This window comes from Paenibacillus sp. FSL R7-0204 (assembly GCF_038002225.1).
Classification (GTDB): domain Bacteria; phylum Bacillota; class Bacilli; order Paenibacillales; family Paenibacillaceae; genus Paenibacillus_AQ.
In genome coordinates this window covers 1,118,034-1,140,641 of sequence record NZ_JBBOCA010000001.1, presented here as the reverse complement: position 1 = coordinate 1,140,641, position 22,608 = coordinate 1,118,034, and the positions used below count along the sequence as shown (strand labels likewise).

Annotated in this window: 9 protein-coding genes; 2 read left to right on the top strand and 7 right to left on the bottom strand. The window is 45.5% G+C overall.

What is annotated here, in order from left to right:
• Window positions 1–7 precede the first annotated feature (7 nt).
• Both MKX42_RS05195 and MKX42_RS05190 read left to right on the top strand, forming a co-directional pair.
• A complete protein-coding gene (locus tag MKX42_RS05195) occupies window positions 8–706 on the top strand; it encodes an ABC transporter ATP-binding protein (protein WP_340751585.1) in 699 nt (232 codons plus the stop codon).
• Complete coding sequence (locus tag MKX42_RS05190; protein WP_340751584.1) at window positions 703–3,081, top strand: ABC transporter permease; 2,379 nt, start codon at window positions 703–705, stop codon at window positions 3,079–3,081. The genes MKX42_RS05195 and MKX42_RS05190 overlap by 4 nt, the downstream gene beginning before the upstream one ends.
• A 66-nt stretch (window positions 3,082–3,147) precedes the next feature.
• Here the strand turns inward: MKX42_RS05190 and MKX42_RS05185 are convergent, their stop codons facing one another.
• Genes MKX42_RS05185 through MKX42_RS05155 form a run of 7 tightly spaced genes read right to left on the bottom strand, consistent with a single transcriptional unit; the run spans window position 3,148 to window position 22,434 of the window.
• Window positions 3,148–4,500, bottom strand: coding sequence for an MATE family efflux transporter (locus tag MKX42_RS05185; protein WP_340751583.1), 1,353 nt, complete (start codon window positions 4,498–4,500; stop codon window positions 3,148–3,150).
• Window positions 4,501–4,526: 26 nt separating this feature from the next.
• A complete protein-coding gene (locus MKX42_RS05180; RefSeq protein ID WP_340751582.1) occupies window positions 4,527–5,309 on the bottom strand; it encodes a thioesterase II family protein in 783 nt (260 codons plus the stop codon).
• Between the two features lie 14 nt (window positions 5,310–5,323).
• Window positions 5,324–6,703 (bottom strand): condensation domain-containing protein, encoded by a 1,380-nt coding sequence (locus MKX42_RS05175; protein WP_340751581.1) that lies wholly within the window; start codon window positions 6,701–6,703, stop codon window positions 5,324–5,326.
• Between the two features lie 16 nt (window positions 6,704–6,719).
• Window positions 6,720–14,261 (bottom strand): non-ribosomal peptide synthetase/type I polyketide synthase, encoded by a 7,542-nt coding sequence (locus MKX42_RS05170; protein ID WP_340751580.1) that lies wholly within the window; start codon window positions 14,259–14,261, stop codon window positions 6,720–6,722.
• Window positions 14,262–14,296: 35 nt separating this feature from the next.
• A complete protein-coding gene (locus MKX42_RS05165) occupies window positions 14,297–20,491 on the bottom strand; it encodes an amino acid adenylation domain-containing protein (protein WP_340751579.1) in 6,195 nt (2,064 codons plus the stop codon).
• A gap of 15 nt (window positions 20,492–20,506) precedes the next feature.
• Window positions 20,507–21,712 (bottom strand): acyl-CoA dehydrogenase family protein, encoded by a 1,206-nt coding sequence (locus tag MKX42_RS05160; RefSeq protein ID WP_340751578.1) that lies wholly within the window; start codon window positions 21,710–21,712, stop codon window positions 20,507–20,509.
• The gene (locus MKX42_RS05155) at window positions 21,712–22,434 is read right to left on the bottom strand and encodes a thioesterase II family protein (protein WP_076160783.1); all 723 of its coding nucleotides are present in this window, start codon (window positions 22,432–22,434) and stop codon (window positions 21,712–21,714) included. The genes MKX42_RS05160 and MKX42_RS05155 overlap by 1 nt, the downstream gene beginning before the upstream one ends.
• Window positions 22,435–22,608: the final 174 nt, after the last annotated feature.

Here is a 22,608-nt window from a genome sequence, read left to right as displayed (position 1 = left end):
TACACGAATGATTAGCTTAAATAATGTCGAGAAAAACTATTGCACTGAAGCCGGCTCCTATTCTGCACTTAAGAATATTACCCTGGAGATTCCTCAAGGAGAGTTCACCCTGATCATGGGGAGATCCGGAAGCGGAAAATCAACCTTGCTCAATATTCTGACCGGAGTAGATAAGCCTAGCGGAGGAGAAGTACGGGTAAACGGAGAACTCATCAACCCTTTAAATGAAAGCGAGATGGCTGCATGGCGGGGACAAAACATAGGCATTGTATTTCAATTCTTTCAACTGATCCCTACACTGTCCGTCATTGAGAATATCCTCCTCCCTATGGATCTGGTCAATAAAATCCCGCCTAAGCTTAGAAAAGAACGCGCTCTCGAATTGCTCCATAAAGTCGGGCTTGCCAATCACGCCAATAAAAGACCCAGTGCTCTCTCCGGCGGGGAACAACAACGCGTAGCCATCGCCAGAGCCATCGCAAACGATGTGAAGATTCTTGTAGCGGATGAACCTACAGGTAATCTGGACTCCAGAAATGCGGAAATTATTCATGCGCTCTTTGGGCGACTTCAGCAGGAGGGCAAGACCATCATTATGGTTACACACGAAAGAGAAATGATTCAGGGAGCTTCCCGAAAAATTCTGCTGAAGGACGGTGCTATTATAGAAGATAAAACAATCCAACTGGAGGAAGCAGCGATATGAAATTATTACTTTTAAAGGTTTTCCGTGATTTAGCCAAGGATAAATTCCGAACGATCCTGTCGTTGCTCGCCATGCTAGTCGGCACTTCAGCTTTTGGGATCATGTTGTTCACCTATTTCATTCTGGACCGGGAGCTAGTGGATGTATTCGTACCCACCCAGCCTTCATCAGCAAATATTATGTTAGACCGTGTTGAAGACAACCTGATCCAATTGACCAAGAACTTTGAAGGCATTGGTAAAGTTGAAGAAAAGGCGGCATACCCGCTGCGCATCAAGATCGGGGAGGATAAATGGAAAACCCTTTATTTATACGGGATAAAAGATTTCAAGAATATTCAAAGCAATAAAATCTCCAGTATTGACGGCTCCTTCAACCCGGGTCTAAACGAAGTATTAATTGAGCGGGATGCGCTGGGTGTGGCCAAAACGGCGATTAATGAAAACATTGTATTCACCCTTCCCGATTCAAGCATCAAGGAGCTGAAGGTCGTAGGCTCGGTTAATGATATCCATGTTCACCCTGCCTCTATGCATCAAACGGTATACGCTTATGTGTCATTTGAGACTCTTGCCCAGCTGGGCCTCACCCCCAACCGCTTAGATATCACCTTGTCCGAACATCCTTATAACCGTGAGCATATTCTGTCCACAACCAGAGATTACATGAAAGAGATTGTTAATAAGGGATATTCCGTGAGTAACATTGAGGTTTCTCTTACTCCTGGACAAAGCCCACATAAGGCTGAGTACAATGCCGTGTTGTTTATAATTCGGATATTTAGCGGCCTGGCCTTTGTATTAGGCTGCATGATCATTACCAGTCTGCTTTCAACTATTCTGACTCAACAGGTGAAGCAGATTGGCATACTAAAGGCTATCGGCGCAAAGACCAACAACATATTTGGAGCCTATTTATGTATTATTCTGCTGCTGGTCGCGGGGAACATCGCAATCTCATTACCACTCTCTTCCGTACTCAGCCAGAGCTTTTCCAAGTTTCTGATGAGAATCAGTAATATGGACCTTCCAAACTCCAGTATCCCTAACAGCCTCCTCTTGTTATTTGCTCTATTGGCATTATTCGTCCCTCTGGTAATAGCTTTCATTCCTATACGAAAAGGGGTGGCGATGTCAGTGAAAGATTCGCTGAACAGCCATTCAAGCGATGATGCTTATATTAAAGAAGGACCTATGATGAAGTGGGCAACAGGGGGAAGGTTTCTGTCCAGACCCATCCGTCTCTCTATTCGAAATGCAGTGAAGCGGAAAGGACGCTTTTATCTGAATATTGTAACGTTAACGTTTGGGGGAGCACTTTTTATATCTGTCGTGACCTCAATCATTTCCTTGAATTATACAATAGATCAGTCGATGGATAAGCTCGGTTATGATTATGAAATAAATACCAAATCCCCTGTGGATAGCGGAACATTAGATCAGGCGGTACAACATATTCCAGAAATCAAGAATTATGAATTATGGGGAGGCGGCAGCGTAAATCTGATTAATGCTGATGGAAGGATGAGTAGCCGTTACCACCTTTTAGCCCCTCCCTTTGATACGAAAACCTATACTCCTGATGTGATGGAGGGCCGCTGGCTGAAGGAGGGCGACACCAATGAGGTCGTTATCGGATACAGATTCTTCGACTCGGAGCCTTCAGTAAAGATGGGCGACGAGATTAATGTCAGGATCGGAGAAGAGGTTCATTCACTCCACATTGTGGGAATCGTTAAAGAGCTGGGTGGCTCTACGATGTTCATTAACAAGCAAGGCTTTGACCAGTTAAGCCCCGCTATTGAGACGAATAATCATATTAAAATAATGACATCACCCGAACTCGTGAAACAAGACAGCGGCCTTTCCCTCATTGAAGAGAAGCTCGAACAAGAAGGAATCAGCACTTCCTCAAGCGAGAGTAAGACGAATTTCTACACGATTGTCAAAAAACATTCACTGATGACGATGTACACCTTTCTGTTCGTCGCTATTATTGTAGTGATTGTCGGTGCCATTGGGCTGACCTCCACGATGAGTATTCAAGTAGCCGAACGTACCAAAGAAATTGGGATCATGAAGGCTATCGGCTCTACCACGAAACAAATCAAACGAATCATAACTGCGGAGGCCATCTTCATCGCCCTGATCAGTTGGAGTATCACGTTGATTCTGGGGATTCCGATTGAATATCTAGGCTCCATAATCATCGGGAACGTTACAATCAAAACGCCATTGACTGTTGACCTGTTCTCGTTCATATTTCCAAATATCATTTGGTTTGTTATTCTGCTTCTCGTCGGTTACATGTCTAGTATCTTTTCCTCACGCAAGGCAGCCAGGATGAAGGTTAAAGAGACCTTGGTATTTGAATAAACAAAGAACCAGCCAATCCCCAATAATAGAGGACTGGCTGGTTCTCTTTAATTATCCGGTTACCAACTATCCGGTTACCACCCCAGAAACATTCTTTCTCATCTTCCAGGCAAAAGACACCGTTAAGAGCACTGTCAGGAAATCAGCTACAGCCTGTGAAACAATGACACCGTTCAGGCCCATAAATTGGGGCAAGATCAATAGGGTCGGAATAAAAAATACTCCTTGCCTGCACATGCTGAGTATGGCTCCTTCTTTCGCCTTTCCAATAGCCAGAAATAAGGTGATGTATACCATTTGGAACCCAAAGAAGATAAACATCGAGCAGTTTGCAATTAGAGCTTGACTCCCTATTCGAATTACATCCGGATCGTTAGAGAACAGAGCAATAATCGGTCTTGAGAACACAATTAGGATGAACGCCCCTATTCCACAAAACCAGGTTGACCATTTAATCGCAATTCGAATCGTGTCTTGCAGACGGTCATACTTTTTGGCGCCATAGCTATATCCGGCAAGCGGCTGAAATCCTTTGGTAAATCCAAATACCACAAAAGAAAAAATGGAATAAATCCGGGTCACGATGCCCATTGATGCCACAGCGGTATCTCCATAATGACTTGCTGCCGTGTTAGTCAAGCCTATGGACACACTGGTGAGGACCTGAAAGATAAAGGTAGGAACACCCACCTTCAAGATTTGTCGGTAGATTTCTCCATCCAGGGAGAAGTTATGAAATGAAATCTTCACGAAGCTTTTCCGGCCCAAAATGTACCATAAATAAAGGATGGTAGTGGTTCCTTGGGCAACCATTGTGGCAATTGCTGCACCTCTTATTCCCCAGTCCAGACCATATATAAAAATGGGGTCCAGTATAATATTCAACCCTGCACCAAGCAGCATTGCAATCATACTAAATTTGGCTGCGCCTTCTGAGGCCACAATGTTATTCATGGTAACATTAAATACGTTAAGCATCGAACTTCCGATATAGAGGGTAGCGTAAGCCGTCGCATAAGGCATAATAGTATCCGTTGCCCCCAGGAAAGTAAGCACGTGCTCAAGAAACCCTAATATGACCGCTATCAAGCACCCGCCGGCTACTATACTGGTTAATACTGCGGTGGATGCAGTCCTGCTCGCCTGATCATGTCTTCCTTCACCAAGAAGACGCGAAATATAAGATCCGGCCCCGCTCCCGAAGGTCAAGCCTACCCCCACTACGAGCATAGAGATCGGAAAGGCAACAGACACGGCCCCCATTTGGCTCGTTCCAAGTCCACCTACAAACAAAGCGTTAACTACATTGTAGATTGCATTTATCAGCATTCCTAATATCATTGGTGTGGAGAGCTTTAACAGTGCCTTAGGAATAGCCTCCTCCCCAAGCATAAATATTTTTTTATCATTTGTGTTCATATCTTCCTTCCTTCCAGCCTTGTTGTCTAACGTATGCAATCTTGAATAATATGAATAATGTCTTCCTGAACAGCGGGGTTTAGAATAAAATAGTGTTTCTCCGGCATCGTTATCATCCTGAATGAATTGCTGGTATAGTTGCTCCATTCTTTCATCTGTTCTGGAACCCCTAAACTGTCAAACATCCCCGTAAAGGCACACAGCGGAACATTAAGCGGAGGTGCATTGTGATCATGTTTCCATGTCCCAATCATCTCGAAGTCAGCTTTTAATGTAGGAATAATCATTTGGAGGATGTCTTCATTCTGAAGCACCTCTTCGGGCAAAGCATTAAAAGCCCGCGCTATCTGAATAATTTCGCTGTCCGACATTTTGTGAATCATAGGGGCAACTACAGGAAGATTCGGCGGAGTGCGGGCAGCAATAAATAAATGCTCCGGTTGTCTGACTTTTTTTCCGGCTAACCGTTTGGTTACTTCATATGCTATGAGTGCACCCATACTATGTCCAAAAATAATATATTTCTTATCGCTGAAGGCGCTAATCTCATTTGCGATCTCTTCAGCAAGCGAATTTAGACAGGTATACAGCTCATCCCCGGTCCCCGGGACATGACCCGGGTATTGCACTGCCACCAATTCGAACTCTTCCGGAAGAACATTCAACCAGGGGTAATAAATCTCGGCCATCCCTCCGGCATAGGGCAGACAGAATATACGACAAGTCGCCTGGGGATTAAGCTTTGGAGCAACAAATAATGGGCTGTATGTTACCGTGAGCCTACCGTTATTAGTACGTACTCGCATCATCTCTACTCCTTTTGCTAAATATCGAAATCCATCATGGATAACACCGAGATCTCAGGATCTTCAATAAATTTCACGAGCGCAGCTCTGACGTTGTTCAGAACACTCCAAGCAGATTCGCTGCTGTAAAGACTATTATCATAAATGAGCTTAAGCTCAAGCTTAGCTTCCGGCCACACAAATAATGAAAGCGCGAAATGCGGGCGACTCTCCAGACTGTAATCATCCGTCCGGAAGGGCAGACCTACAAACGGATCATCAGCAAGCGGGATATTCTTAAATACCAAAGCACTATGGAACAGGTCCCGGTCATCGGACATGCCACACCAATGTTTAATCTCCTGCTCTGATGAAGAAGCAAAGCGAAACGTATTCATCATAGACGTCTGAATGCCTCTGACCCACTCAACGAAGCCCTCCTCCTTCCGAATTTGACAACGAATCGGCAAGGTATTAACGAACAAACCTACGCGTGCTTGAGCATTCTCAAGCAGCAGCGGCCGATCTGCTACTGTCTGTCCGGTGACAACGTCAGCTCCCCCGCCGCTCAGATGACTGATTAATAACGAGAAGATCCCTTGAAATACACCATTCATCGTTACTTCGCTCGCCTTGATCACTTCTTGTAAAGGTTGAAACAATTCATATATATGATAATCGAGCCTTCCCTGGCGCACCTGACTTACAGGAGCGTCTGGTGCTGGAGGCTTCAGCAGGCTCAGCGGAGGCTGATGCGTGCATCCTTGTAAATATTCGGGCCAGAAAGCACTTTCCTCAGCAGTATCCCTATTTTTAAGATAACGAATGTAATCCTTATAAGGATATCCTGGAAGCATGAGTGCTATCTCCCCTGAACTGCTTAACTGCTTGTAGAGCTGCAGGAAATCAAACAGCACTACCGTAAATGCCCACCCATCCATGATCATATGGTGAAAACGCCACCAGAGACGGAACTTACGATCATTAAGATGGATTAGCGCTACTCTCATTAATGGCGCTTCCTCCATGCGGTACGGGATTAACCGGTCCGCCTCTATCACCACCTCCATCCTGTGTGCTTGTTCTTCCTCACTTATGCCTGTCCAATCGTGTATTTGAATAGGAAACAGGGCCTTCCTTAATACAGCCTGCACAGGCTTCCCAATACCTTTATTAAAAAAAGCTGTTCGCAAAATCGAATGATGCTTCAATATTTCATGCCAGCACTGAGTAAAAATCCTGTCGTCGATTTCCCCATCAAAGTTAAAGATCAGATTCTCGTGAAACAAACCATCTCCCTGTGAAGTAAGGTAGCGGTTAAAGTTATCCAGTTGTAATGGGCTTAGCTCATAAATATCTTCCAGGTTCCTCATCACTGCAGATGGGCTCCTTGTTTCTGCAAGTCCAGTTGACATCATAAACTTCCTCCCCTTCTTAATGGCTAGTTGCCAATATCCCCATGAATGATTTAAGTTCTGCATCGCTCCAACTCATATCAGGAAAATCACTTGCCACATAAACATCCAAATCCTCACTTTTGATAGACAGGAATAAGGACTGCAAATTCTGTAATAGACTGTATCCCAGCTTCTCCATTCGTCTATCATCTACTTGGGCAGCATTAAACTGGAATTGAAATAACAATTCTTCCTCATCAGCAGATGCACTTATCTCTAGTAAGTAGGGGCTACGGTAAGCTCTTTCGCTGGTTGACGAGATCAATGAAGCTGCGCTGCTCACACCAATTCTCTTATTCAACTTTTCCAGTGCTTCACTGAAGGAGAACTTAATCTTTGGATGGATGGAGGGCTTGCCCCCTGTCGACTTTTTACAATTACGGATAGTTGTCTTGCCTGCTCGAATGTATTCGCTCAATCCTGATCTATAATCTGAGCGGAAGTGAACGGGATGTATGCTGCCTAATTGGCCCAAGATATGATTCATTCCATTTTGCACGAGTACCTTCTGCTCCGCTTCACACATACAGTCAACCCAAAGCTGCTGCGCATAACCCAGCTCTTGCATGGAATACCCCATTGCAATGAGGAGAAGCTCATAATCCTGTAATTTTGCTTCCTCAAGCACGGCACTCCAGACGGGTTCTTTCGTAAATGTAAAGTTTAGGGTACACATACGGTCAGAGGTTTCTGTTGGATTACCCAAGTGAAGGGCTACGGATGAGTCATCCCAATCTTGCAGACTTTGTTCTGCAGGCTCCTCCCTGTTCAGATTCAGCCAATCCCTAAATTGCTTGGTACGGTGAATCTGCTTAATCTTCTCTCCCGCAGAGATCTGATTGTAGCAATCATAAATCTGTTCCAGGAATAGCCCTACGGAACGCTGGTCCATAATCAGCTCATTCCAAACCAGCAGTATATACTGCAATTTCTGATCTGGCTGATCCAAAAAAATTAGCTTGATCAGGATGTCTGCTGACTGCTGCTCCTGGTCAAAACGAATCTGTTCGGTCAATTTATGAACCTCGTCTTCCTCCAGGCCGTTCAAATCTACATAATCAATCTCCGGCTTCTTTACCTTACTGTAAAGAGCTTGTGTCCAGACTCCGTCACTATGGTTGAACTGCATTTGCAATGCTGCATTCCTGGAAACTACATACTGAAACGCACTTTCCAATTTTTCCGGTTCCATTAACTTTTCCACCTTGAACAGAAGCGATTGATTTAAGGCTGGGAGAGATTCATACCTTTCCAGTAGAAGCTGTTGACCAGCACTTAAGGGCAATTCTCCAACATACTGCTCCTCTCCATCTTCCAGCTCAACCATACTATTGTTCAGAACCTCTGCCAGCTCAGCTAGTGTAGAATGTTCAAAGAATAACTGCGGTGAAATCTCTATGCCTTCCTTGGAAGCAAGACTAATAATTTGAATTCCCCTAATCGAATCCCCTCCAAGGGTAAAGAAATTGGTATGGATATCAACCTTCTCCTCCGCTAGACGAAGCACTTCTGCAAATATGGGGATTAAGATATTCAGTACTTTATTGTCCGACAGGTCTTGAGCTTTCGACTTTCTGCCGGTATTCTCCGGAACGGGAAGCGATTTACGATCAATTTTACCGTTCACAGTAAGCGGGAATTCATCAAGAATCATATATTGATTCGGTACCATGTAATTAGGTAGAGCATTTGCAGCGAATAATTTCAGTTCTTTCGTATCAAGCGTCATTCCGTCCTTTACAAGGATGTAAGCGGTCAGAGTTTTCTTATCCGTATCCTTGCCTGCAAGATGGACAACGACCCCTTTTACGGCTATATGCTTTAACAACACGGATTCAATCTCTTCCAGCTCAATCCGAAATCCGGAAATTTTCACTTGAAAATCTTCGCGTCCCATAAACTCCAGGTTCCCATCGGGAAGATAACGCCCCATATCGCCTGTTCTATACAACCGTTCACCTGTATCAGGGTGGGTTATAAAAGCTTGGTCTGTGAGCGTGACATCATTCAAATATCCCAGTGACAACCCTCTTCCACTAATATACAGATCGCCAGGTACCCACACCGGACAATCAACGAACTCCTTATTGTATACGTGGAATTTTTGGTTGGATAACGGTTTACCGTAAGGTATACTCCTCCATGAAGGGTCTACCTCCTGAATCGGGTAATAATTGGACCAGATTGAAGCCTCCGTCGCACCTCCCAGACCCATTACCTGCGCCAATGCCGCCTGCTTCTTTATGCGGGAAGCTAAATTCAACGGGATCCAGTCACCACTCAGAAGAACAAGTCTAAAGGGAAGACTGGCCTCTAAGAGCGCTGTATATTCGACCAGCATCGCCATCAGTGCAGGAACAGAATTCCACACAGACACCTTATGAAGACTTAGCATATCCAGCCAATGCTTAGGGTCACGTGAGGAATGGGCATCAGGAATCACCAATTCCCCTCCTGCTCCCAGGATACCGAATATATCGTATACCGATAAATCGAAATTCAGCTCGGAGAGTGCAAACCCTATATCCTCTGAACTAACCTGGAATTTGGCATTGATATCCATGATCGTATTTTGTGCTGCCCGGTGGGTGATCATAACGCCTTTGGGCATTCCCGTAGAACCAGATGTAAAAATGACATAAGCTAAATCATCCAGCTCCTGACAAGAATCCCGCCGTGTAACCTTATCCGGGGACACTGCATTATGTGAGGTAATCGTTTCGACTGCAATTCCCAAGTCCTGAATCCACTGAAGAGAAGCACGATATTTCTCCTGTATCAGAATCACTCTGACCGCGCTGCTCTCCAATATATATTGCAATCTTTCCCGGGGCAGCTCCGGGTCCAGCGGCAGATAAGCCCCGCCTCCTTGCAGAATGCCCAATACCGCAACTACCTGCTCGTACCCTTTCTCCATGATGACAGGAACCAACTCCGCACGCCGTAATTGCTTCTCCATCAATTTGCAGCTTACTGCTGTTGCCAGCTTATCCAATTCTCCATAGCTTATTTCCTTCCGGGAGGTCACTAACGCGATTTGATTGGGATTCGCCTTGGCATAACGGAAGATTGGATCGTGTAACAATTCACAATCTATTGGCTGATCCGTGGCGTTGGCCTCAAGAACGATGGATAGATCAACCTCTCTAAGTAGCTGATTATAAGTACTGCCCCATGTAGACTCATCAGTAGCTAACCGATTCATAATTCCTTCGTAAGTCTCCCACATTTGGTCCAGCATTCCTTGCGGGAACATCTCTTCCAGCGCATGCCAGCTTAGCAAGAGGCCATTCTCCATCTCCATTGCCGTATGATCCAGCCATACTTGAGGAGTCTGAGATATCAGGTAGGAATAATCACCCAATGTCTCGAAGAACTCTTTTTCACCTGCAACCTTTTGTACGATGGTGCTAGTAAAGACAACCGGAAACACTGGTCCTGAACTCCCGCCTCGCAGCTTTGCAAGCTTACGTAAGATAGAAGTTCCGCTTATATACCGGTTATCGAGATTCTCCCAACTATTCTGCTGTAATTCTCTGGCACATTCTTCAAAGGTCTTCTGTTTATTCAGGCTGACAACAACCGGAGCAAAGGAGGCAAATTCCCCTACAATCTGCTTGACCTGCTCATGAATAGGCAAGCGGTTAATGATCGGTGTATTAATACAAAACTCATTGGATTTGCTCCAAAGACCGAGTACCTGAGCAAACACGGTTAGAATCACGCTGGAAGGAGATAACGCCCGTTTTACAGCAGCCTCTTTAATTTGATCCCATCTGGAGGTTTCAACAACAAAACTCCAACGTTTAAACCGGATTTCTTTTATAGATGAAATATCCTTAGCCACTGGCAGCTCAGGAGCTGTATTCGCTGGCAGACTCTTTATCTTCTGCTCCCAGAATTCATCCGCTTTGACGTATGGCGGTGAATCCTTCAGTTGCTTCTCTGCCAGAACATAATCCCTGAAGGAAAGGTCTAACACCGCAGGCTGAAGAGCTTCTCCCCTGTACAGCTGCGCCCACTCGCTCTGCAGAATCCGCATGCTGCCCACATCGCAAATCACCAAATCCATACTGAAATGAATACGCACCTTGTTCCCGGGTAACTGCGTTGTACGAATCTCAAAGAGAGGCCATTCCGTTACAGGACGGACAACGTGGTCCATTTGGGACCGGACAACTAGCGCTTCTGCCTCAGCCGACTCGTGATCCAGTTTCCGCACATCCAAATTCCGAATGTTATAGGTTAATCTCTCCGTAAGGATGCGCTGGCCTCCGTCGGGTAACAGGACTGAACGAAGCATCTCATGGCGGTCGATCAACGCTTGCCAGCTTTGCTCCAGACGCTGAATATCAAGTCCCTCTTTCTCCGATTCGTAATAGACATGCGCCGCTATGTTGCCCACACCGAAACTGGATATCCGTCCCAGCCATTGTGCTTCTTGCATTTCGGTTAATGGGAACGGATCAGCTCTCCTTTCCACATCCTCAATAACATTATTGAGCTTCCAAAGCTCTTGCGCGGGTTCAGAAGGCTGATCTGCTCTTGAAGAAATAGCAAGCCCGATTTCTTGTGCTAAAGCTTCAACCGTAGGAAATTTATAAAACTCATTCAATTTAATTTCAATTCCGAATTGCTCGTTTATCCTGGACAGCAATTGAATTGCCAATAAAGAATGTCCGCCCAGTTCAAAGAAGCTATCGTAAATGCCGATAGAATGGAAGCCAAGCACAGCTGAAAAAGCATCCATCGTCTTCTGTTCAAGCTCATTACGAGGGGCTTGTCCGCTGCTGTACAGCACCTTATCCTGCTCATCAAGCCCGGACTCCGAATCACTTATCACCACATCAAAATCAGTGTCCAGGTCATGGGTGTGGGGCTCCATCCAATACCGTCTCCGCTCAAACGGGTACACAGGAAGTTCAACTTTACGCCGGGTGCCTTCTTCCGAGAATTCATTCCAATGGAATACAGCACCATTAGTCCACAGCTTCCCGGCTGAACCGTAAATGTATTTCACAGAATGGCTTTTTTCCCTGGCATGCGGCAGAGAAGCGAACACCTTAGTCGTCGGTTGAATATTTTTCATAAAGATACTCAAGACGTTTCCAGGCCCAACTTCAATAAAGAGACTCTCCTCATTCTCCAATAACTTGTCCGCCCCATCACTGAAACGTACCGAAGAGATAATATGACTGGCCCAGTATTCAGGTGATGTAGCTTGTCCGGCTTCAATCCAATCACCGGTTACATTAGACAGGTAAGGAATTGTTGGCTGATTGAGTGTTATTCCTTGCATAAACCGTAAGTATTGCTCATAAGCCGGTTGCATCATCCATGAATGGAAAGCATGAGAGGTGTGCAGCCTACTGCAGCTTATGCCATTCTCCTCAATGGTCTGCATGAACTTTCTTATGTCATTCTCCGGTCCGCTTACAACCGTAAACCCCGGCCCATTCACAGCAGCAACAGATAGTTTCTCAGTCAAGTAAGGAGTTATATCCTGCTCAGAGGCCGAAATACCGCACATAGAGCCAGCGGGAAGATTACCTATGAACTCGCCTCTTTTAGCCGTCAGCATCAGTCCCTGCTCAAATGTAAATACACCTGCCAGACAGGCAGCAGCATATTCACCAATACTGTGTCCTATGCATGCATCCGGGTTGATTCCCCAGCTCATCCAGAGCTTGGCTAGCGCATATTCAATCAGGAACATCACCGGTTGTGTAATATGAGTTAATGTGAGCAGACGTTCTGCCTCTGCTTCTTCCCCTTCTGACGGAAAGAGCACGGCCAGCACATTAATCTTCATAAATTCCTGTAACAGATCAGCTCCCTGGTCAATCAACTGTCTGAATACAAGCTCACTATCGTACAGTTCCTTCGCCATATGAATATATTGAGAACCTTGTCCCGGGAACATAAACACAATTCTCGGTTTAGTCTGTTTGATGAAGCCTATCCATTTATTTTTTGTCTCGTAATCCTCAAGTACACCAGCCAAATCTGAGGCAGTGGAGCCAACAGCTGCCAGCCGATACTCAAATGCTCTGCGCCCAACTCTTAGGGTATGAGCTACATCGCCCAAACTCACCTCTGGATTTGACCTTAAAAAGCAGGCCATACTTGCTGACATTTCGCTTAATGCGTGCTGGCTTCGTGCAGACAGCAGCACAAGCTCTGGAGAGGAAGCCGCGGAGTTCTTCGTTTCGGTCCATTCCTCCAAAATCAAGTGTGCATTCGTTCCTCCGATCCCAAAAGATGAGATGGCACACCTTAGCGGTTCTCCCTCTACCCGCTCCCAATCCTTGACCAGCGTATTCACATAAAACGGTGATTTCTCGATTTGCAAATGAGGATTAGGCGTCTGATAGTTCAGGCTCGGAACAAGTATTTTATGCTTCAGGCACAGCACCATCTTGATAAAACTCGCAACTCCCGCTGCACACTCCAAATGTCCCAAATTGCTTTTTACCGAGCCGAGAGCAATCTGCTGTTGATGATGACTGGAACCATACACCTGGTTTAGCGATTCGAACTCGACCGGGTCTCCCAAAAAGGTACCGGTACCATGAGCCTCAACAGCGGTAATACTATGCTGCGGAATGTCCGCGAGTGCCAACGCAGTCTTAATAACCGTCTCCTGCCCTTTTCTTCCCGGTGCAGTATAACCCACCTTTTCGCCGCCATCATTATTAACACTGGAACCTTTGATCACAGCATGAATGATGTCGCCATCCCGAACAGCATCTTCCAACCGTTTCAAGACGACTACCCCTGCTCCACTGCCAAATATAGTTCCTGAAGCATCAGCATCAAAAGGGCGACAATGTCCGTCTTTAGATAAGATCATATCTGACTGATACATATAACCTGTCTTGTGAGGACTGCGCACAGTAACTCCGCCCGCCAATGCAACATCGCATTCCTGATTCAGCAGACTCTGGGAAGCGTAATGGATGGCCACCAAGGCAGTAGAACACGCTGTCTGAATGGATAGAGCAGGACCCGATAAGTTCATCTTGTAAGCAACACGGGTTGCCAAATTATCTTTATCATTGGAGATTTGTACAAAGAAATTATCAGCACTACTGCCTGCCCCCCTTCCATTCAGTACATTGTTCAGCAAATAGGAATTAAAGGTCGAGCCGGCAAATACCCCGATACTTCCATTGTATTGCTCAGAATCGCAACCGGATTTCTCCAGAGCATGCCAGCACAGCTCCAGAAATATTCGATGCTGGGGGTCCATCATAGCCGCTTCTTTGGCACTGTATCCAAAAAAGGAGGCGGCAAACTTATCATAATGATCTATAAAGGAGCCGTATTTCACATAATTCGGATGTTCTAACGTCTCCTGCCGAATGCCTGAGTATAGTAGCTCTTCATCCGATATGGGAATTACAGACTCTAATCCGCTTACCAGGTTACCCCAGAACTCTTCCGGGCTTGCAGCATCAGGAAATCGGCAATCCATACCAATTACGGCTATATCTAATGCACCAAAATTATTATCCATGACTCTCTCCTTTTCTGTGGCTTGCCCATATAATGTCAGCGGCGTTTGCTTCGATTGATTAATGCTTGTCTCTGTTTCGCCGCTTTCTCGCTAACCGCTGTATCCGCAATGGCTTCATTTACAAGCAGTTTACTCTGCGATTCTGCATCTTGCTGCATTAGGAAGGCGGCCAAGCTGGCGATCGTAGGTTTTTCAAAAACGCGGACAACGGGGAACTGAATCCCGGTCTCTTGTACGATCTCTCTCCAAGCCCGGGTGATTGTCAATGAATCAATCCCAAGCTCCAGGAAGCTTTTGTGGACATCAAGCTGGGCATTCATGCCTGATTTCGCGAAAAATATACGATGGATTAGAGCTTCCATCTCATTCATTGCCGGGTTCGTGTTGCCCTGATCCGTTGGCCGTTCAATTGCCGGTTCCGGCAATGCCTTCAGATCGACCTTGCCAACCGGCGTGAGCGGCAATCTGTCCATAAATGTAAAGGATGAAGGCACCATATAATGCGGGAGCTTTTGAGTACAATATTTACGAATTTCCTCTTCTACTCGTTCTGGGAAGGACTCAATGGGTAAGTTGTCTTTCGCTTCCGTAGGAACTCCCCGCAGCGGATCTGCATAATCAACCCCTCCAGCCAATAAAGTATGAAGAAGGATATGATCTGAATCCAACGCCAATAGTTCGGGAACCCGACGCTCATCGGTTAATGCACCGATTTGGCATACTCCAATTTCGTTCTGAATACCAGAGGTCTCCAGCAGCTGTGTGATTAGACCCGCTTCAATCAGGCAATAGTCTCTGGAACGTTTGCCGTACAAGGGTTCAATCGCCGGGAGCTTTCCTATCAGGAAAATCGTAAAGGCCGCCGATTCGTATATCATTCTATTCTCAATGACATGCAGATCCCCATTCATTTCCTTGGAGGTACGGAGAGGAATCAGCGTATGATCCAAAGGATGATAATAATAAGTACCTCCGCTTAATCCACCTACCTTATTGTCCTTAATACATAAATACACCTGCACAGGGTATAAATGTCCTGCCGAACCATAGCGGAAACGTTCTGCATCCCCAACTTCCCTGCCTTGCAGACACCCTAAGAAGCTGGAAAGAGTCCGCAGAGACACCTGAGTATCCAGAAAACGTCTGGAGCTGGACCGTTTAATATAATCGTCATGATCGAATGGTTGCGCCTCCAGCATTATCGTGTGTTCTCCCGTTTCTCCGGCTTCACGCATTAACATTTCAGGCGCTCTAAGTCCCTTGTGGCTTAGTTTAAAAAGAATCCTTTCCTGCTTGTCAGTAATGAAGCTGTCGTCCCGCAGCTCTTGTGACATATTGCGGCCGAAATCATCTCCGCCTTGTTTTGCCATGTCCTCTGACTCAACCGCTGAATGCAGAACAAGATAGGAGGCTAAGCTGGCGTTTCCTTCTTTACCTAAGACCTTCTTAACTACAGCTCTTCTTACCTTCGGATGCTGATGAATCACGCTCTCGATTTCGCCCAGTTCAATACGGAAGCCGCCCAGCTTAATCTGGAAGTCTTCACGGCCCAGGAATTCGATATGACCCTCAGGATGAAAACGCCCTAAATCTCCTGTTCTATAGATCCGTTCACCTGTAACAGGATGCTGCACAAATGACCTCTTCGTCTTTTCCTGATCCCCAAAGTAATTCAAAGCGACTCCGGCACCGCCAATGTACAATTCGCCTGTCACCCATTCCGGGCAATCACTTAAATCCGGGTGAAGCACGTAAACCTTTTGATTGGACAAAGGTTTCCCGTACGGAATACTGCTCCAAGAAGAATCTATATAACGGAGAGGATGGTAGATCGACCAGATAGATGCTTCAGTAGCTCCGCCGAGACTGATAATTTCCGTAGCAGGCCCAAGCCGCCAAATACGCTCAGGAAGATGTAATGGAATCCAGTCACCACTCATTAGTACCGTCCTTAATTGGATGCTGCATCGCATCGCTTCTACTGTCTCCACCAGCATCTCCATCAAGGATGGAACCGAATTCCAAATCGTAACTTTATGCCGGTTCATCATCTCTAACCAATGTGCAGGGTTGCGTTCCGTAGACGGATCAGGGATAACAATAGCTCCTCCCGCCAGGAGAATTCCAAAAATATCGTACACCGACAAGTCAAAACTGAGAGAAGACAATGCCAAAATCCGATCCTTTTCATGAATCTCAAACTTATGATTAATATCCAGAATCGTATTAAGTGCTCCCCGGTGAGAGATGGACACCCCTTTAGGCAGTCCTGTTGATCCCGAAGTATATAACACATAGGCCAAATCATCCGGACTGGCATCAGTCTCTACAATTTTGACCTGCTCCTGTAAAATAGTCTCATCCACGACACAACAGGTTATGCCGGGAGGCAGGCCCTTAAGGAGGCGTTGGGCGAAAATAAACCTGACACTGCTATGCTCCATCACATATTCTTGACGCGCTTTAGGCAATGCAGGATCTATGCACACATAAGCGGCTCCTGCCATTACAACTCCCAGAACAACTACGATTTGTTCCCAGCATTTTTCCATAGATACAGCAATTAATTCATTCGGTCTAGCTCCCTGTGCTTTTAATGAAGCTGCAATAAAACTGGCACCGTTCAATATTTCCCCATACGTTAATGTACGTGCAGATGTAATGATTCCTGCATTCCCCGGCTTTTGAATCGCATGCTTCACAAACCGGCTGTACAGCATCTCATCAGGCACTTCGGACAACTGTGCTTCGGTCCGGTTATACGTAGTTCTCCGCTCCAACTGCTTCTCAGGCAGAAGACCGCCGTCCAGACTGCTCCATCTCTCCGAATGTAAGGCCAGTTCCTCCAGGTATTTAATGTACACATGGAATAGATCATCCAGCATCTTATTTGGAAACAATTCTTCTATGGCATCCAGGCTTAGAATCAAATCGTCTCCCTCTTCATACACCTGGTGATCCAGGTACACCTGAGGCGTCTGGGATTGGGTCTCTACCTTTCCAAAAAAATTGTCGCCTCCACCGAATACCATGGAGGATTCGCTGGATATCGCACTTGTGAAGACTACCGGTAGAACAGACTCATATGGTGATTTCCCCCACTTATGACCAAGATCCCTAACTACATTAACACCACTGTAATAACGGTGATCCATATCTTCAGCCAGTTGGCGCTGTATCCGTTGCGCATAGTCCGCAAAGGATTCGGCTCGTGCCAGGTCTACTCCAAACACCAGAACTGAAGTGAACTCGCCAGCGAGCAGGTGAATATCGGGATGAAGGGGCTGCCGGTTAAAGAGCGTCAAGTTCAGTGAATATTGTGCCGATTGGCTCCACATTCCGAGTATTTTGGAGTACGCCGAAAGAATAACTACAGAGGGCGTCACTCCGTGTAAGGAAGACTGTTCCTTTAACTTGTTCCACAGGTGTGAAGGAAGTGTGTAACTCCGGTGATGGAATTTGATTTCACCCAGATTCATTAACGACTTAACCAATGGCAGGACGGGGGCCTGAGGCAGCTGCTCCACACGATTTTTCCAATAAATCTCAGATTTCCGATATAACTCAGTTCCCTTAAGCAGCTCTAACGCATGGCAATAATCCCGGAAGGTGTAATTTAATTCATTGAGCGATGTTTCCAGATCTACATACGTCTGGTACCACTCTTTAAATAGCAGATTGATGCTCCAGATATCCGCAATCATTAGATCAATACTGAAATGCAAAATACTTTCCTGTGGGCCTAGCTTGCTATGATGAATTTCAAACATCGGCCAAGTATCCAGAGGGATAACCTGATGACTGAGTTTGCGTGTTATTTCTTCGCAGTGATCTTGTTGAAGGGTTGAATGCAGTGTACTTAAATCGTGGTAAGTAATATCATAGCTTGAGTTCGAATCTACTATAAGCTGTTTTCCGTCTGAAGTGATCATAGCTCTGAGCATTTCATGGCGCTTTACAATTTTCTGCCATGCAAGGTTTAATCGCTTATAATCCACATCCATTCGTTTCACCTTTATTTCGAGGTACCCGTGAGCGGCAATTCCACCTATCTCAAATCCTTCATTACGCCCCATCCAATAGGCATTCTGAAGCTCCGTCAAAGGGAAGGTTTCACTCTCTACGTCCTTAATAGAACCGAGCGCTGCCAAATCCTCTAATGGATGTATTGACCCTTCTTTCGAATGGGTGAAATCCTTAATAATACATGCCAATTCCGCCAATGTGCAGTTGAATAGATCAGCCAGTTCAAGCTGGCACAGGAACATATCTTCGATTTTTTGCTTGAGCATCATCATCGCCATTGAATCGAGTCCCATAGTCACCATACTGCTTGTAATACGGACTTGCTTGCAGTCTATACGGGTTGAACTGCCAACTAGCTCAAGGAGGCACTTCTCGATTTGCTTTAATTCAGCGGATGGTTCTGTCACATCATTATTGTCCTGACCGGCGATACTGGTATGCAACACATCAAGCTCACCCTGCAAGTAGGCTTCTTTACACTGCTTGCGTTGAACTTTTCCACTGGATGTCTTATGTATCCCTCCAAAGCGCAATAACAAGATCCCTTGTACTTGTAATCCATGAATTTCAGCAACAGATTTACGTATGCTGTCACAGATCCCCAGTGCATCTATCCGGTTGGTCTCCGTCCGTTTAATTTCTTGGGCGATATATAAGCATTCCTGATTCCCCTCCGTGACAGCAAATGCTGCGCAGCTGTTAGGTACAAGCTGGGGATGGCAATGGGCTGCCGTAAACTCAATATCATTTGGATAATAGTTCGAACCCCGGATAATAATTACGTCTTTTATTCTGCCGCTAATATATAGCTGCCCTTCCCATACAAAACCCAAGTCGCCTGTACGCATAAAAGGCCCTTCTCCCGTTACAGCCAAATAAGCTGCGAACGTATCGTTAGTGCTCTCAGGTTTATTCCAATATCCAATAGCGACGCTATCTGATGATACCCAAAGCTCTCCGACATGCCCCTCGGGACACTCTGTCAGGGTATCAGGGTTAACAATCACCACCTGTGTATCCGCTCTCGCTGCTCCCACACTGCAGTAACGTATCGTACCTGAATCCTTGCCGGCCGGTTCAGCGATATTCTGCTCAAGCTTATATTGATCTACATCCAATACCCGGACCGGACCACCCGTCGGCTTATGGGCTGTTACCGTAAGTGTCACCTCTGCCAGCCCCCATGCAGGGGCCATAGCATTCTCCTTCCAGCCGCATACTTGGAAGGCCTGATTGAACACTTCCAGAGTAGAATATTGAACAGGTTCAGCACCGTTAATGGCTATAACAATGCTGGATAAATCTAGCTCCTGCTTCTGTTCGGCTGTAACATGGAGAACGCAATGTTCATAGGCAAAGTTGGGCATAAGTGTCATGGTACCCTTAAAATCGGATATCGCTTTCAAAAACCGGAACGGTCTTGATACGAAATCTGCCGGCTGCATGAAGACTTGGCGATATCCTGAATAAATGGGCTGTAAGATCGTGAGCACAAGTCCCATATCATGATAATGAGGAATCCATGACACGCCAATGGAATCCTGTGTAAGGTCAAAGCTCCATTGGTTAACATCCATATTGTGCATGATGTTGTTATGCGTGATCATGACTCCCTTAGGTGTAGAGGTGGAGCCTGAAGTATACTGCAGGTAAGCCAGTTCATCTCGCTGGTAGTTCATTGGCTTGAAATCGTCCGGATTCACTTCCTCCGCCTGTTCCACTGTTAACCAATTAAAGGTTGTGCCGGAGAATTGATTATCGGTAAATTTTTTGATCGTTGAAATGCGCTTGCTATCGCTCATAAAGATTTGGGGATCACAATCCTCTATGATAGACAACATCCGGTCAGACTTTCTTCTGGTAATGAAATGATAGAGAGGGACGGCAGTTACTCCCGCGTAAAGACAACCCAAAAAAGCGACAATAAAATCCAAACCATCCGGATACATTAGAATGGCCCGTTTCCCGGACAACCCCAAGCTTTGCATATAAGCAGCTACCTTGCGTGCTCCTGTATCCAGTTGTTTAAAGTTCAGCGTATGCTCCTGTCTTTTGTCACTCAAATATGTGAGAAAACAAAAAGCTGGTTGATCCGGGTGGATCGCTGCACGTTTTTGCAGTATCTCGACAATTGTTGAGTTCTTTTTCAATTCCTCAGAATCAAGAGTATCCGACGCTTGGACCACAGCATATAAGTCTCTCATGCAATATACCCTCCACTATTTAATTTTCACATAATGCCTTGCTATATTACTAAGCTGTATATTCGATGTGCCTTCATAAATCGTTCCGATTTTAGCATCTCTATATAACTTTTCTAATACATTTCCTTTCATGTATCCCTTCCCGCCAATAATCTCCAGGCATTGCGAGGCAGCTCTTTCCGCCACCTGAGAAGCGTACAGCTTAACCATGCTTGAATGAAGGACAAGCTCTCTAAAGTTACATTTAGCTTGTTTCATCCGCACCGCATTGTAGATCATTAATCGAACTGCCTGAATTTCCGTTGCCAGCTGAGCAAGAGGAAAGTGTACCCCCTGATAAGTGGAGATATATTCTCCAAATTGAATTCGTTCTCCTGAATATTTCACAGCTTCATCAAAAGCGCCTTGCGCAAGGCCTAACATTTGAGCACTTATACCAATTCTTCCATCTGACAACGTCTCAAGCAGGATCATTAGCCCTTTGCTTCGAGAACCCAAAACATTCTCATCGGGTACAAACACATTATCCATAATCATGTCGCAGGTGGAGCTTGCCCGGATTCCCATTTTTAATTGCGGCTCACAAACAGTTATTCCTTCAGATACGTTCTTGTCAATGATGAATGCGGTTAAATGCCCGCTGCTGGATGACTGTGCTGGATTGGAGGAAGGAACCTTCGCGAACATGATGAACAATTCGGCTTCAGCCGCATTGGTTACCCAGTGTTTTTTACCGTTCAAAATATACCCGTTGTCTACCTTCTCTGCCCGACAGGTCAAAGAGGCCGCATCACTGCCCGCTTCTTCTTCCGTAATGGAGAATGCACCTACAGTGCCGTTCGCCAATCTTGGCAAAAACCTTTCTTTCTGCGACTCGGTTCCCCAGCGTATAAATGCATTAACTACCAGTGTATTATGCACATCGATAAAGACGGCTACTGCCGGATCAACAATTGCCATTTCCTCAATCGCCAGGATCGAATAGAAAAAGGGATGTGCTGATCCCCCATACGCCTCAGGAATTTCTATATTCATCAGCCCTTCTGTAAACAGACTGTTTGTAAGTCCTTTATCCATCTTCGCATCATTATCCATTTGATGGATAAGCGGGCTAACTTCTGTCTGGGCAAAATGCTTTACATGATTCTGAAACTTCTTCTCCTCATCCGTAAGATAATTCAGTGGTGCGGTTTCTTTTTTATGCGCAGTTATTGTTCTCATTAGTAACTCATACTCCTTTCAGCATATTTTCTGCTCAGCAGTGTCTCATTAATTAATGTTGTAACGCTCTTGGCTTGCTCAAAAAGATAGAAATGCCCTCCCGGGAATTCGATGAAGCTACAGCTTCCAAGAGTATAGTTCTTCCAGGCTTTGTTATCGGATTCGGTAAGTGTTGCATCCTCCTTCCCAGTTAATACAGTGATATCCGAGTTCCAGAGAAAGCCCCTATCTCTATATGAATATGTTTCTAACGCTCTATAATCGGCCCGCAAAATCGGGATGAACATCTGAAATAACTCCTTGTTCTCAATAAGCTCCCGTGGAGTTCCTCCTATCCGGTAGATTTCGTCGATGAACTGCTCTTCAGGGAATTCACTTATAGGACGTTTAGTACCCAAATGTGGCGGAAATCTCCCGGAGAGAAATACATGCTGAGGTTCATAGTATCCTGCAAGCAATAACCTGTTAATGAGCTCAGTAACGACAATAGTCCCCATACTGTGACCAAATAATATGTACGCAGAGCCATCCAGCTGCCTCCGAACCTTATTAAAGGCATCATCCACCATTTCCTCAATACTGCGGCATAACGGTTCTGTAAAACGGCTGCCTCTACCTGGCAATTCCATTGGAATAACGGATACCACGCCTTGAAAATAATCCTTCCAATTCCCGTAAAACATGGCCGAGCCGCCTGCATAAGAAAAGCAAAATAACTTCATATACCAGTGACCTCCTCCCTCTTTCCAGAAAAATCTGTATTACGTTCCCAATGTACTAACTATAAAGGGAGAAGTAGGTATAAATAACCCCTTTGTCCAGATAGGACTAAAAATGGACAATTAGGCTGGAAATTCGACCTCTTTCGGTAGAATGGATGCTTCGGAAGACTCCAT